Here is a 14955-nt window from a genome sequence, read left to right on the forward strand (position 1 = left end):
GTGTAGCGAGTTCAGGCACGCCAAGTTGTGTCAATCCACAAACGAGCAGCGTGACTTTAACCATTCAGCCATTGCCAACCGCAAGTGTTTCGGTAAGTCCGACAACATTGTGTTCGGGAGACTCAGCCACGTTTACTTTCACCGGAACACCAAATGCAACGGTTACTTATAACATCAATGGCGGTGCAAATCAAACCATCACCTTAAACGGAGGCGGAACAGCAAGCATCATCGGGAATTATACCGCCAATACCACTATAAACATTGTTAGTGTAGCGAGTTCAGGCACGCCAAGTTGTGTCAATCCACAAACGAGCAGTACAGTACTAACAATTGTAGAACCGCCAATAGCCGGTACAAGTTCAAGTACAACCATCTGTATTCTGAATCCTTCATTTGATTTGTTTCCATTATTAGGGCCAACAGCCCAAGCGGGTGGAACTTGGTCACCAACATTAGCTAGTGGAACCGGAGTGTTTAATCCTGCTATTGATACCGCAGGAACTTATACCTACACTATAGTTGGAACATCTCCTTGTCCGTCTTCATCAGCTTCTGTAGAAGTAATTGTTAATCCAATTCCGGATGCGGGAATCGATGGAACTTTGCCTATTTGTTCGAATCAAAACTCAGTTGATTTATTTGCCTCTTTATCTGGGACTCCACAAATAGGAGGAACATGGTCTCCTGCGTTAGACAGTGGCACCGGAATTTTTAATCCTGCAGTCGATCCTTCAGGCGTTTATACTTATACGGTTCCCGGAATTTCACCTTGTGTTGATGATACTTCAACTGTAACCGTAACCGTCACTCCCGGACCTGAAGCAGGAACTAATAATTCTGTTACGTTATGTGTAAACAGCTCGTCTCAAGATTTAGCTTTGCTATTAGGTCCAAATTCACAACCGGGTGGAGTTTGGTCTCCGGCTATGGTAAGTGGAACCGGGGTTTTTAATCCGGCAGTAGATCCGCAAGGCGATTATACTTATACGTTAACGGGAAACCAACCTTGTGATAATGATTCAGCAATTATTACTGTAACCGTGAATCCGGTTCCGAATGCAGGAAATGACAGTTTGGTTGAATTATGTTCCAATGGTACAGCTCAAGACTTATTCCTGTTGTTAGGTTCCAATGCACAAGCAGGCGGGACTTGGTCTCCGACTTTAGCTAGTGGAACTGGAATTTTCAATCCGGCTATTGACACTGCCGGAACTTATACTTATAGCGTTGGTGGCGGTTTATGTACAACAGATACTGCTGATGTAGTTGTTACTATAATCCAAGCAGCAAATTCCGGTGGAGTTGGCCAAACTTTGAATGTCTGTGTAACTTCAACTTCAGTAGATTTATTTACCGGATTAGACGGAACCCAAGGAATAGGCACTTGGAATGATGACGATGCTACCGGAGCTTTAACAGGCAATGTATTCAACCCATCAACAGTTGGTGTTGGAACCTATAATTTTACTTATACCGTAATTGGAACTTCGCCTTGTGCTAATTCGAGTTCAACCGTTACCGTAATTGTAAATCCACAGCCTAATGCAGGAACATTTACAGGAATCGTTTCGTTATGTCCAAGTGTAGGTGTTTTAGATTTAACAACATTATTAACCGGTCAGAATTCAGGCGGCGTTTGGACAGACAGTAATGCAGTAGTGGTAACTTCGCCTATTACGATTATCAATTTTGCTCCGGGAACTTACAGCTATACTTATTCGGTTACCAATGCTTGTACCACTGATACCGAAGTTGTTCAATTTACCATTTTAGCCAATCCAATCATTTCAACCGTTAATGTCACAATTTCTCCGGCTTGTTTAGGGTCAAATGTGATTGTGAATTTAAACGGAATGGTAGATGGAACTTACACTTTGAGCTACGATTTATCAGGAGCCAATACATTATCAGGACAAACAGCAACAGTTACGATTGCTTCCGGAATTGGCAATTTCAGTATTCCAACGGCTTCACTTCCTAACATTGGAACAACCGTAATCACATTCACCAATATTTTAAACACGGTTACCAATTGTTCAAGTGTGTTGACCAATGTAACAGCACAAATTCAAGTTAGACCTTTAGCCGATATTGATAGTCCGAATTTATCTGCAGCTAGTGTTTGTTTCGGAAATAGTATTGTGGTGAATATTGCCAATGCAATTAATTTACCCGATGGTGTTTACCAATTTAATTACTCTATTCCGGGTGCAACGCCAACTACCGGTGTTACAGGTAATGTAACCGTTGCCGGTGGAATAGGGCAGTTCACTGTTCCGGCTTCGATATTTACAGTAGCAGGGAATTATACTTTAACCATTATTGGAATTATAGCCACAACCGGTTGTACCAATGCCAATGAAAATGTGGCGGTAAGTTTTACCATTAATCCAATTCCGGATTTGACAGGTGTAATTATTACTGCTCAAAATACTTGTTTGAATTTTGATTCAACAGTCACTATTAATGCTCCAAGTATGCCAGATGGTACATATACTATAAATTATGTATTATTGAATTCAAATACGGGCAACGGAACAACTGTTGCAACCTTTACAAATGGCATAGGTACTTTCGTAATTCCAGGAAGTTCATTGCCTAATGGAGGAATTACAGGTCTTTCAATTGCAGATTTCACCAATAATCAAACACTTTGTTCTGCAAATATTAATATACCAATTGGAAATATAACTAGTTTCAATGTTACAGAACTTGGTACTCCACAAATCATCCAAAGCGGTAATCTTTTCTGTCAAGATGATAACCCAACAATTGAAAGCTTAACCGCCAATTTGATAGGATTCCCAACTGTAATTTGGTACAATGCACCAACCGGCGGAACAGCTTATTCAAGTACAGATTTATTGGTTAACGGAACCACTTACTACGCAGCTTTAGTAGCAGCCAGTGGATGTGAAGGAGCTATTAGATTAGAAGTAACAGTTGATACAACCGTGTGTGATGACTTATTCATCCCGGATGGTTATTCACCTAACAATGATGGCATCAACGATACTTTTGAAATTCCAAACTTAGCGTTATTGTATCCGAATTTCAAGTTAGAAATTTATAATCGCTACGGAAATTTAATCTATACCGGAAACAGAAATACTCCAAACTGGGACGGAACAACTACCGTTAGCGGATTGAATCTTGGTAATAATTTATTACCGGTAGGGGTTTATTTCTACATATTGAATTTCAATGACGGAGCCAGAAAAGCCATCCAAGGCAGAGTATATCTAAACAGATAAGGAAGATGAGTACAATTATGAAACATAGCCTTTTAAAATATCTTTCTACAATACTTATCGTGTTGGGTTCTTCTTCATTGCTAGCGCAGCAAGATCCTCAGTTTACTCATTATATGTATAATATGAGTGTCATCAATCCGGCTTATGCAACAGAGAATAAAGATGTGATCAATATGGGTGGCATCTATCGTGCCCAATGGGTTGGTCTTGAAGGCGCACCAACAACCCAATCCTTTTTCGCCCACAAACCATTATCTAAGAAAGTCGAAGTGGGTATTTCGATTATTCATGACGAAATTGGAGATGTAGTGCAAGAAAGTAACATTTTTGCCGACTTTGCCTATGTTTTATCATTGTCAGAAAGAACCAGATTGTCCTTTGGAATTAAAGCCGGAGTAACACTTTTTAGTGCTAATTTCAACGGATTTCAATACACCGATCCGGTACTGGATCCGGCGTTTCAGAATAACATCAACCAAACATTTCCTAACATTGGTGCCGGAACTTATTTATTTGGCGATAATTATTATTTCGGATTGTCTGCTCCAAATTTAATGACTTCACGACATTTGGAAACCAATAACGGATTAGTTGGCAGCGGTGTTGAATCTATCCATTTCTTTATGACCGGTGGTTATGTGTTTACATTCAACGGTAATGACAATTTTAAAGTGAAACCGGCGTTTATGGCCAAAGGTGTCGAAGGTGCTCCGGTTTCTTTAGATTTTACTACAAATGTATTAATCAACAAACGATTCGAAGCCGGAGTTGGTTATCGAGTGGATGATTCGCTTAGCGGTTTGGTAGGTTTTTACGTTACACCAACACTAAGAATTGGTTATTCTTATGATTATACACTTTCGAATTTGAGAAGTTTTAACTCGGGTTCGCATGAGGTGTTTGTTTTGTTCGACCTCGATTTGGGCCGACTTTCGAAAAAAGGGTATGATAAATCACCAAGATTCTTTTAAAATGGATACGATGAAAAAAATCTTCTACCTACTTTTTGTTTTTTGCAGTATCACCACTCTTTTTGCCCAAAAAAAAGTCAGTGTCAAGCAAGCCCATGCTTTGTTTGACAGAAAATCCTATGTCAAAGCTGCCGAAGCTTATGAGCAGTGCAAACAGTCACAAAAAGTGTTGCAGAATTTAGGTGACTGTTACTATTACAATTTCCAAATGAGTAATGCCGTTCGTGCCTATGGACAATTGTTCTTTACTTACAAAGACAGCGTGAAAAAAGAAGTTTATTTCCGCTATGCAAATGCTTTAAAAGGAACCAAAGATTTTGACAAAGGCGACAAAATCATGTCGGAATATTTAGGCTTCGACCAAAATACACCGAAGTTCATGAAGAATGTAACTAGAAATACACCCAATAGTTTCAAACTCGAAATGATGTCGAAAAACAAGACCAATGGTGATTTCGGAATTGCTTTTTTTGGAGATAAAGTAACTTTTGCTTCACTCAGAAATGCTGATGAAAAAGCATATGGTTGGAATGACAGACCTTATCTAGACTTGTTTATGGCTTCTGTAAACGATAAAGGACAATTGGTCAAAGTGGAACCGTTTCCGGAAATTATCAATACTAAAAAACACGAAAGTAATGCTACTTTCAGTGCCGATGGTAAAACCATGTATTTCAATAGAACCGGTGACAAACAAGTAGAAGTCAATAATGAAAGAGTTGCCACAGTAAAAATATACAAAGCAGAATATGTTGGTGACAAATGGACCAATGTAAAAATGTGTTCGTTTTCGAGCGATGAATATTCTGTTCAACATCCATTCTTAACCAAAGATGGAAAAAAACTCTACTTCGCCAGCGATATGAAAGGAACGATTGGTTCGATGGATATTTTCGTAGTCGATATTTTGCAGGATGGCACTTTTAGCCAACCCAGAAATTTAGGAGAAACCATCAACACCATTCACCGCGAACAATTTCCTTTTGTAACCGAAGACGGAACGTTATATTTTGCTTCCGATGGTCATCAAGGCAATGGGAATCTGGATATTTTCATGAGTTATAAATTGACCGAAACCGAATTTGATAAACCGCTAAACTTAGGCTCAACGATTAACAGTGAAATGGATGATTTTAATTTCATTTTAGATGAAGCCAATGACAAGGGTTATTTTGCTTCAAATAGAACCGGAGATGACAATCTATACACTTTTGTCCGCGAAGAAAATAAATTACAATATTTAGTCGAAGGTGAAGTTAGGGATTTGAAATCATTAGAGCTTTTGCCGGGCGCAACCGTTAAATTGTATAATGACAAAGGCGAATTGCTCGAAGAAGTTTTGGTTGGAAAAGATGGTGATTTTACCTTCAATACGGAGCCAAATAAAAAATACAAAATCATGGCTTTCAAAGATTTCTATATTCCGGCCGAAGCCGAGTTTGACACTAGCCAAAAAGGGAAAGTTTATCTCGATTTACAAATGAAAGTTGAGTCTTACTACGATGCTGAAGATATCATCAACAAGAAAGATGACGGAACGGTATTAATTGATTTGGAAAACATTTACTTCGATTTAGACAAATGGAACATCAAACCACAAGCAGCGCAAGTCTTAGATGTTTTGGTTGGCTTGTTGAAAAAATACCCTTACATGGAAATTCAAATCGGTTCACACACCGATACAAGAGCTTCCGAAATGTATAACTTGAGATTGTCCAACAGAAGAGCGGCTTCGGCCTTAGAATATTTGGTGCAAAACGGAATAGACAGAAAACGTCTGAAATCTGTTGGTTATGGCGAAAGCAAGCCATTGATTATTTGTCCGAAAAATGATTGTACCGAAAGTGAGCATGCCACCAATCGTAGATGTACGTTTATGATTTTGAAATAAGTTAGTTGTTAAGTGTTGTTATAAATTGGATTTTTGAACTCAGATGCATGCTTTACCGAGCGTGCATTTGTTTTTTAGTAAAAACGTAACTTTACATTAACGTTAATATTCAGAAGGTTTTCAGTTGTATTCCTTATTTTTGTTGTTCAATAATAAACTTCGATGAAAAAAATATTCTCGTTATTCTCCTTAATTGTTTTCTCTAATCTTTCTGCCCAAGAAAGACCAAAGTTGGTTGTAGGTATTGTGATTGACCAAATGAAAATGGAATACTTATATCGTTTTCAAAATGATTTCTCCGAAAATGGTTTTAAACGATTGATGAATGATGGTTACACTTTTCACAATATGCATTACAACTTTATGCCAACCTATACGGCGCCGGGCCATGCTTCCATTTATACCGGAACAACGCCGGCGATGCATGGAATCGTAAGTAACGAATGGTTTCACCGAACCTTAAAAAAAGAAGTGTATTGCACAGATGATGAAAGTGTGACGACTTTGGTTCCCGGAACAGAAAAAGAAGGTAAAATGTCACCCAAAAACCTTCAAACTACAACGATAACGGATGAGTTGAAGTTGGCAACTAATTTCAAAGGTAAAGTAATCGGATTGAGTATAAAAGACAGAGGAGCTATTCTACCGGCCGGGCATTTCGCAGATTGGGCTTTTTGGTACACCAAAACCGGTGAATTTATCTCTAGTTCATTTTATGGCAATGCTTTGCCAAAATGGGTTGATGAGTTTAACAAAGAGAAACAATATTTACCTTACATGAACAGTGGTTGGTCATTGTTAAAACCTATCGAAACTTATAACGAAAGTTTGACAGATAACAACAGTTACGAAGGGAAGTTGTATAAAAAAGAACCGGTTTTTCCATACAATTTAAAAGAAATGTACGAAAGTAACGATGCCGGTGTGTTACGCGTTACGCCTTTTGGGAACGATGTGTTAGCCAATTTTGCCAAAAGAGCCATCGAAAAAGAAGCATTGGGTAATGATGACATCACTGATTTTTTAGCGGTAAGTTTTTCTTCAACAGATTACATCGGCCATACTTTTGGTCCGCGCTCTATAGAAATTCAAGATACCTATTTGCGCCTTGATTTGACTATAGCTGATTTTTTAAATTATTTAGACAAAACCGTTGGCAAAGGAAATTACCTTGTTTTTATGACAGCCGATCACGCTTGTTCTGAAAATTCTACGCACTTAAAAGACCATAAGTACGAGGTTGATAACATTAGTTATAAAGATGTTTCTAAAGATTTGATTGCGTTTTCTGAACAAACTTTTGGGGTTAATGTATTGTTGAAATACGATAGTTATAATGTTCATTTCGATAAAGAAATTATCAAAACCAAAGGATTAGATATTGTCAAAGTAAAACAAAGTTTCAAAGACTTTTTATACACCAAGAGTTATGTGAAAAGAGTGTATACCGAAGAAGAAATACTCACCTCTACAAGCAATGACCAGTTGTTAGGTTTTGTTCAAAAAGGCTATGATCCAACGCAAAACGGCGATTTGTATTTTGTTTACAAACCCGGTTTTGTTGAATATTCAGCAACCGGTGCTACGCATGGTTCCCCTTATGCTTATGATACTAATGTGCCACTGGTTTTTTATGGTTGGAAGATTAAAAAAGGAGAAACCCACGATAAAAAAGTAATCACGCAAATCGCTCCGACATTGGCACAAAAACTAAAAATCACTTTGCCAAATGCCACGGAAAGTGAAGTGCTTTTGGAAGTTTTGGATAAATAAAATAATTATACCGCAGATTCGCAGATTTTTTATTTTCGATTTTTATTTTTTTAAAGTTTTGGATAAGCAAAGTCCGATTCATAAATTAAAAAATCTGCGAATCCGCGGTGAGTTTTATAATAATTCTAAGTTGTAATCAAGGCGTACTTTTTCCGTATTTCATCTGAGCAACTTCAGCTTGTTTTCCATCGGTAAGCGTTACTACAAACAAATTGTCGAATTGGCTTTCGTTGATTGTTACTGCAAAAGTATTTTTGGTTAAGGCTTTTAAAATCTCCGGAACGCTATTCGAATGACCAACAATAACGACTGTCTTTCCACGGTGCGCCTCAATTAATTCAGTAACCAACTCTTCATAAGGTTTGTCAGCAGGATATTCAGTAATGGAAATTCTTTTTTCAGTAGCCAATGGTGTAACGGTTTGTTTAGAGCGATGGTAAGGCGTAGCATAAATAGCCTCAACAGAAATTGGACTTAAAGTTTTTCGCAACTCTTCTGCTCTTATCAATCCATCAGCACTAAGATTGGGGTCTTTTGTGTTGTCTGCTTTTTCAGCATGGCGCAAAACGATGAAAGTTGTAGTCTGGGAAAAGGAAGCTAAGGAAAATAGTAAAATCATAACTAAGCCAAAATTTTTCATAGTAGTTACCTTTAGGTTATAATCAAAGATAAATCTTTTTTGAGATATAATGGCGAATGTTACACAGTGATTATTCATAAAAAAAGCACCAATTAAGGTGCTTGAAATCTGCGAATTTGCGGTATTTTATTATACTTCAACCATAATCTGGTTCTGTAATAAATCTTCAAAAGATTCTCTTTCTCTAATCAAATGACCTTTGCCGTTTTTCCACAACACTTCAGCAGGTTTGAAACGCGAGTTGTAATTGGACGCCATCGAAAAGCAATACGCTCCGGCATTTCGGAAACACAACGTATCTCCTTCATGAATCTCCGTAATTCTGCGGTTGCTGGCAAAAGTATCGGTTTCACAAATGTAACCAACCACGGTGTAGAAACGCTCTTTTCCTTTTGGGTTAGAAATGTTTTCAATCGTATGTTGTGAACCATAAAACATAGGACGAATCAAGTGGTTAAAACCGCTGTCAATTCCGGCAAAAACGGTTGATGTTGTTTGTTTGATGACATTGACTTTAGCCAAAAAATAACCGGCTTCACTCACCAAAAATTTCCCCGGTTCGAAAGCCAAAGTCAATTCGCGACCGTATTCTTTTTCAAAAGCCAAAAAGCGTTTAGTTAATTTTTTGCCCAATTCTTCAATGTTGGTTTCGATATCGCCTTTTTTATAAGGTACTTTGAATCCTGAACCAAAATCCAGGAAGTCTAAATCTTTAAACTGTTTCGCAGCATCGAATAAAATTTCGGCGGCATACAAGAATACTTCGATATCTAAAATATCAGAACCGGTGTGCATGTGAATTCCGTTGATGTGCATTTTCGTATTTTCAACAATGCGTAAAATATGCGGAATTTGATAAATGGAGATTCCAAATTTACTATCGATATGTCCAACAGAAATATTCTCATTTCCACCAGCCATTACGTGTGGATTGATACGAATACAAACCGGAACTTTCGGATGTTTGGTGCCAAAATGCTCCAATACAGAAAGGTTGTCGATGTTGATTTGAACGCCAAGCGCTGCTACTTCTTCGATTTCTTCAAAAGAAACACCATTTGGAGTAAAAATGATTTTATCCGGTGTAAATCCGGCATGCAAGCCTAATTGTACTTCCTGAATGGAAACAGTGTCAAGACCTGAACCCAAGTTCTTCAGTAGCTTCAGAATTGAAATGTTTGACAAGGCCTTCATGGCATAGTTGATGCGAAGCTTCTCTACCTTGGCAAAAGCATTGGTTAAACGATTGTACTGAAACTCAATTTTTTCAGCATCATACACATAAAGTGGATTCCCGAATTCTCGGGCCAATTGTTCTAATTCTGTCGGTTGCATAATTGTGATTTAATTTAGCTGCAAAGCTAAGTCCCAACCGTCGCAATTCCAAAGAAAAAAATAACAGAATTCGTCCTTTTTGAAAGCTATTGTACCAATTGAAGCCTAAAACCGTCTGCAATGGATTGGTCAATCACAAAACTATCGTTTGATATTGAAAAACAGCCCATTTCAATTCCGTCAATTTTGATGATTTCACCACAAGGGAATTCAGGATTGTCCAAAATTTGATAGTTGTAAACTCCGGTTTCAAAAACATCCCACAAATTTACATCAGTATTGTTATTGACTATGGTTACCATTTGAGTAGTTGGATTAAAGTTCCAAGTAATTAAACCAGGAGCGAAATCATTGTTAATTCCGGCAAAAGTGCCACTAACATTGATGAGTTTCCATTGCCCTTGAACGACATCGGAATTTGGATTGGAATCATTACTGCAACTTGGAAGTAAAACCAGTATTAAAAAGGTTAGCGATAAGATTGATTTCATAGTTTTTTGATTTAAAACTTAGATGCTGTGACTCAAAAACGGTTGCGTGACTATTAATAAAAAAATACGGATTAAGAAATATACTAAATTGATATACATTTCTTTTTCGTTTGATTCTAATTAATTACTTTTGTGGCACATTTGGCTGAATTCATTTTTCAGCATCTCACAAACTAACTTCTTATTATGAACATACACGAATATCAAGGGAAAGAAATTTTAGCCAGTTACGGCGTTCGCATCCAACGTGGAATTGTGGCCAACAATCCGGTAGAAGCGGTTGCGGCTGCAAAACAATTGACTGCTGAAACCGGCACCGGTTGGCATGTAATCAAAGCACAAATTCACGCGGGTGGAAGAGGAAAAGGCGGCGGAGTGAAGTTGGCCAAAAACTTGCAACAAGTGGAAGAAATTGCAGAACAAATTATCGGGATGCAATTAATCACACCACAAACACCACCGGAAGGAAAAAAAGTTCACAAAGTTTTAATTGCTGAGGATGTTTACTATCCGGGAGAAAGTGAAACTTCTGAGTTTTATATGTCGGTTTTATTAAACAGAGCCAAAGGAAGAAACATGATCATGTATTCAACCGAAGGCGGAATGGATATTGAAGAAGTAGCAGAACACACACCGCATTTAATCTTCACTGAAGAAATTGATCCGGCTGTTGGTTTGCAAGGTTTCCAAGCCAGAAGAATTGCTTTCAACTTAGGTCTTTCCGGAAATGCCTTCAAAGAAATGGTGAAGTTTGTGGATTCTTTATACAACGCTTACATCGGTTCAGACGCTTCTATGTTTGAAATCAATCCGGTTTTAAAAACCTCTGATAACAAAATCATGGCGGTTGATGCCAAAGTAAATATTGACGATAATGCTTTGTTCAGACAACCAAAATATGCTGACATGCGCGACATTCGTGAAGAGAATCCAATTGAAGTAGAAGCCAAAGAAGTTGGTTTAAATTACGTTGACCTTGACGGAACAGTTGGTTGTATGGTAAACGGTGCCGGATTAGCCATGGCTACTATGGACTTGATTAAATATGCAGGTTTTGAACCGGCTAATTTCTTGGATGTAGGTGGAACAGCAGATGCAAAACGTGTAGAAACGGCTTTTAGAATCATCTTAAAAGATCCAAATGTAAAAGCGATTTTGATCAATATTTTTGGTGGAATTGTTCGTTGTGATAGAGTGGCACAAGGTGTTGTAGATGCTTATAAAAATATGGGCGATGCCATTAAAGTGCCAATCATTGTTCGTTTACAAGGTACAAATGCTGAGATTGCAAAAGAATTAATTGATAATTCAGGTATGCCGATTCTGTCTGCAGTACAATTCCAAGAAGCTGCTGACCAAGTGAAAGCTGCTTTGTCTTAAAATTTAAAATTCAATATAGAATTAAAATCCCGAGTGAAAGCTCGGGATTTTTTATTATTTTTCGGCTTTTATTTCTATCACCAAGCTAATCTAAAATGAATATTAAGAGTTTTTTCGCCAAAAGAATACACCTACTCATTATTTTGATTTCATCGTTAATGATGGTTGTTGTGCTTAATTTACCTTTTAAAGCAAAACCTTTTGGTGATATGAATTTCCACCGAGAAGCCAAGAATTTAGCTTTGTATCTGAAAGGCGCAGTTGACTATGATCAAGTGACAATCACGCAAGCGCCCGGACCGGTTTTTTATTATGCACCGGTTTACGTTTTGGTACCTTTGGAAGCTCAAGAAGATCAGTACTGGTACTATGCCGTTACTTTCTCCTTTGTGATGATGACCATTAGCATGCTAATGATTTACAGGATTGGTACTAATTTTTTTAGGAAGGAAATAGGATTGTTAACGGTCTTACTCTTTTTTATTTTTCCTATTCATTGTTATTATAACTTTGGCGTAGCCGCTGAATCACCGGCATTTTTTGCCATAGCATTGGCGCTTTATGGTTGGTCAAAAGTATATTTTCAACCCGATAAAAAATCAGGATGGATTATTTTGATACTCGGTCTTTGGTTTTTAATCATGAACCGACCTAATACAGTTTTGATATTGGCTTTTGGTTTCCTGATTGTTTTCTACGCCTATTTTAAAAGAAAAGATTTTTTCAAAACCTATGGAAAAAAACTGGGAACAACTTTTTTAATCGTTGGGTTTATGGGATTCGGAACTTTGATGACTGCCAAATCCATTACAGCCAAAAAATCTCCAGGCGACCAAGAAAACCTTTTTTACTATGTTGCTCATTTGGGAAGGTTTCAATTTAGAGAAGAAATAACTGATTTTCGTTTTTGGGATAACGACATTAGAAGTGATAGCTATGATTATCAAAATTGGGTGAAAAGTATAGAGGACTTAGACCAAAGAATGCTTGAAACCGGTATGACTCATAAAGAAGTTTACAGAGAGTTTTTAGTTCAAGATGTCTTTGATAATCCCTATTGGTTTACCCGTCAGTTTTTTGTAAAATGTTTTTATGGTCACGTTTACTTTATCAATAGTGTAAAGCCTGATAATTTTAAACTAGGACCTATTCATGGGCCAATAGGTTATTGGTTTGTCATTTTATTAATTAATTCTATTAATATTTTAATTCTATTTGGGGCTTTTCTGTTTTTGTGGAAGCAAAAAAATCTAATTAATTATTGGCCGTTTTGGGCTATCATTATAGCCCTTTTAATATTTCACGGATTGACATACATGGAACCAAGATATATGTTTCCTGCCAGAGTTGCTCTGTATATTATGAGTGCTGCAGGTCTGTACAAATTAGGTTGGGTTCAGAAATCAATAGGTTTTGTTTCAAAATTTGTTTTTCCCGTTAACAAATCAATCTCTTAATGGAAAGTAATTACAAACCCATAATTGGAATAGTATCGCCTTGCTATAACGAAGCCTTGGTGCTGAATGAAACTTCGGTACAATTGAATGCCGTTATGGCTGATTTGGTAATCCGAAATATCATTTCTGAAAAAAGCTTTATTGTTTTTGTAGACGATGGCAGTAAAGATATAACATGGCAAATCATTGAAGAAAAAGCCCAACAATTAAGCCATATTAAAGGGTTGAAGTTAGCAGGGAATGTTGGTCATCAAAAAGCTTTATTGGCCGGATTGCTTACCTTTAAAGATGAAGCCGATGCCTTAATTTCTATTGATGCCGATTTACAAGATGATGTCAAAGTGATTGAAGAAATGATTCTCAAACATAAATCAGGAATTGATGTGGTTTATGGCGTTCGCAAAGAAAGAAATACCGATACTTTTTTCAAAAGAAATACGGCTTTGCTTTTTTACAATTTAATGAAGAAAATGAAAGTCAACATCATTCACAATCACGCCGATTACAGATTGTGCAGCAAACGAGTTTTGAATGCTCTGTCGCAGTTTGGTGAAGTAAATTTATTCCTCAGAGGAATTATTCCTTCCATCGGTTTTAGTAAAGAGGTAGTATATTATGATCGTTTAGAACGTTTTGCCGGTGAATCCAAATATCCGTTTCGAAAAATGGCAGCTTTTGCTTGGAATGGAGTGACTTCTTTTAGCAATTATCCACTTAAATTAGTGACGATTATTGGTTTTGTTATCTTTTTCTTTTGCTTAGTTATGACGGGTTATGCGATGGTTGCTTTGTATACCGGAAACGTTGTGCCGGGTTGGCTTTCAACGGTGTTGCCTATGTATTTTTTAGGTGGCGTTCAGCTGTTTTGTTTCGGAATCTTGGGTGAATATATCGGTAAAATTTATTCCGAGGTGAAGCAAAGACCTCGCTATTTTATTGATAAACGAGTTGATTAAGAAAAGAAACTATGGAAAAGGATTTTGAAAAAAAGTACCACGATGTTGAAACCAATCACTGGTGGTTTAAATCAAGAAGAAAGTATTTACTCGATTTATTAAAAAGTGCGCCAAAAGACAGCAAGATTTTAGATATAGGATGTTCTTCAGGAATCTTTTTGAAAGATTTAGAAAAGATAGGTTTTGCTATAGAAAACCTTTATGGTGTTGATATCAGTGAAAAAGCCATCGCCAATTGCAAAGAAAATGGAATTCCTAATGCTTTTGTAATGGATGCTCAAAATATAACGCTTACCCAAACTTTTGATATCATTATTGCTTCCGATTGTTTGGAACATTTGCAGGATGATAAAAAAGCCTTGAAAAACTGGAATTCCTTATTAAAAGTAGGAGGAAAGATGTATGTTTTTGTACCGGCATTTATGTCGTTGTGGAGTTATCACGATGAAGTAAACATGCATCACAGACGTTATACTAATAGCGAACTCCAATCAAAAATGGAGGCCGAGAATCTTCAAATTCTTAAATCGAGTTATTGGAACTTCTTTTTGTTCTTACCAGTTTATGGTTTCAGAAAACTAAGTGCTTTTTTTCAAAAGAATAAAAAAGGCGAGTCTGATATTGCTATTGGAAATTCAATGGTTAACTCAGTTTTATTGCAACTTATTGTTATGGAAAATAAACTGTTGAGTGTATTTAATTTTCCTTTTGGCGTTAGTACTTTTTGTATTGCCCAAAAAACAGCGTAACAAAGTCGTTGCAAATTCTCGTCTAAAACGGCTAAATACTCATTTAGTACTTTTC

General features: G+C 37.1%; 11 protein-coding genes. 8 read left to right on the plus strand and 3 right to left on the minus strand.

Annotated features, from left to right (window positions below; genetic code table 11):
• The 4 genes from ACK4R1_RS14345 to pafA all read left to right on the plus strand — a co-directional run.
• Positions 1–3257, plus strand: a 3257-nt coding sequence (locus ACK4R1_RS14345) for a gliding motility-associated C-terminal domain-containing protein (protein WP_409688548.1), incomplete at its 5' end; no start/stop codon positions are given.
• A 17-nt stretch (positions 3258–3274) separates the two neighbouring features.
• Positions 3275–4228 (plus strand): type IX secretion system membrane protein PorP/SprF, encoded by a 954-nt coding sequence (locus ACK4R1_RS14350; protein WP_409688551.1) that lies wholly within the window; start codon positions 3275–3277, stop codon positions 4226–4228.
• 10 nt (positions 4229–4238) lie between these two features.
• Positions 4239–6119, plus strand: a complete 1881-nt coding sequence (locus tag ACK4R1_RS14355) for an OmpA family protein (RefSeq protein ID WP_409688554.1) — start codon at positions 4239–4241, stop codon at positions 6117–6119.
• Positions 6120–6281: 162 nt separating this feature from the next.
• Positions 6282–7892: an alkaline phosphatase PafA gene (gene pafA / locus ACK4R1_RS14360; protein WP_409688557.1), complete on the plus strand. Its 1611-nt coding sequence runs from the start codon at positions 6282–6284 to the stop codon at positions 7890–7892.
• 136 nt (positions 7893–8028) lie between these two features.
• On the opposite strand, the gene ACK4R1_RS14365 is transcribed toward pafA, so the two are convergent.
• The 3 genes from ACK4R1_RS14365 to ACK4R1_RS14375 form a co-directional block, all read right to left on the minus strand.
• Entirely contained in the window at positions 8029–8511 is a 483-nt protein-coding gene (locus ACK4R1_RS14365) for a SixA phosphatase family protein (RefSeq protein WP_409688560.1), read from the minus strand.
• A gap of 150 nt (positions 8512–8661) precedes the next feature.
• Positions 8662–9867 carry a diaminopimelate decarboxylase gene (gene lysA, locus ACK4R1_RS14370; RefSeq protein WP_409688563.1) on the minus strand — a complete coding sequence of 402 codons (1206 nt, stop codon included), beginning with the start codon at positions 9865–9867 and terminating at the stop codon, positions 8662–8664.
• An 86-nt stretch (positions 9868–9953) separates the two neighbouring features.
• Positions 9954–10358 (minus strand): hypothetical protein, encoded by a 405-nt coding sequence (locus ACK4R1_RS14375; protein WP_409688566.1) that lies wholly within the window; start codon positions 10356–10358, stop codon positions 9954–9956.
• A 186-nt stretch (positions 10359–10544) separates the two neighbouring features.
• On the opposite strand from ACK4R1_RS14375, the gene sucC reads away from it, so the two are divergent.
• From sucC to ACK4R1_RS14395, 4 genes are all read left to right on the plus strand, one after another.
• Positions 10545–11738: an ADP-forming succinate--CoA ligase subunit beta gene (gene sucC / locus ACK4R1_RS14380; protein ID WP_409688569.1), complete on the plus strand. Its 1194-nt coding sequence runs from the start codon at positions 10545–10547 to the stop codon at positions 11736–11738.
• 95 nt (positions 11739–11833) lie between these two features.
• A complete protein-coding gene (locus ACK4R1_RS14385; RefSeq protein ID WP_409688572.1) occupies positions 11834–13195 on the plus strand; it encodes a glycosyltransferase family 39 protein in 1362 nt (453 codons plus the stop codon).
• Positions 13195–14151: a glycosyltransferase family 2 protein gene (locus tag ACK4R1_RS14390; protein WP_409688575.1), complete on the plus strand. Its 957-nt coding sequence runs from the start codon at positions 13195–13197 to the stop codon at positions 14149–14151. Before ACK4R1_RS14385 ends, ACK4R1_RS14390 begins: the two co-directional genes overlap by 1 nt.
• An 11-nt stretch (positions 14152–14162) precedes the next feature.
• Positions 14163–14900, plus strand: coding sequence for a class I SAM-dependent methyltransferase (locus ACK4R1_RS14395; RefSeq protein WP_409688578.1), 738 nt, complete (start codon positions 14163–14165; stop codon positions 14898–14900).
• Positions 14901–14955: the final 55 nt, after the last annotated feature.

Origin of the sequence: Flavobacterium sp., assembly GCF_046293665.1 — a bacterium.
In the GTDB taxonomy this organism is placed as follows: domain Bacteria; phylum Bacteroidota; class Bacteroidia; order Flavobacteriales; family Flavobacteriaceae; genus Flavobacterium.

Excerpts from the sequence above, each read along its gene's own strand:
- ACK4R1_RS14350 (WP_409688551.1), top strand. The coding sequence starts at position 3,275 with ATGAAACATAGCCTTTTAAAATATCTTTCTACAATACTTATCGTGTTG.
- ACK4R1_RS14355 (WP_409688554.1), top strand. The coding sequence starts at position 4,239 with ATGAAAAAAATCTTCTACCTACTTTTTGTTTTTTGCAGTATCACCACT.
- pafA (WP_409688557.1), top strand. The coding sequence starts at position 6,282 with ATGAAAAAAATATTCTCGTTATTCTCCTTAATTGTTTTCTCTAATCTT.
- ACK4R1_RS14365 (WP_409688560.1), bottom strand. The coding sequence starts at position 8,511 with ATGATTTTACTATTTTCCTTAGCTTCCTTTTCCCAGACTACAACTTTC.
- lysA (WP_409688563.1), bottom strand. The coding sequence starts at position 9,867 with ATGCAACCGACAGAATTAGAACAATTGGCCCGAGAATTCGGGAATCCA.
- ACK4R1_RS14375 (WP_409688566.1), bottom strand. The coding sequence starts at position 10,358 with ATGAAATCAATCTTATCGCTAACCTTTTTAATACTGGTTTTACTTCCA.
- sucC (WP_409688569.1), top strand. The coding sequence starts at position 10,545 with ATGAACATACACGAATATCAAGGGAAAGAAATTTTAGCCAGTTACGGC.
- ACK4R1_RS14385 (WP_409688572.1), top strand. The coding sequence starts at position 11,834 with ATGAATATTAAGAGTTTTTTCGCCAAAAGAATACACCTACTCATTATT.
- ACK4R1_RS14390 (WP_409688575.1), top strand. The coding sequence starts at position 13,195 with ATGGAAAGTAATTACAAACCCATAATTGGAATAGTATCGCCTTGCTAT.
- ACK4R1_RS14395 (WP_409688578.1), top strand. The coding sequence starts at position 14,163 with ATGGAAAAGGATTTTGAAAAAAAGTACCACGATGTTGAAACCAATCAC.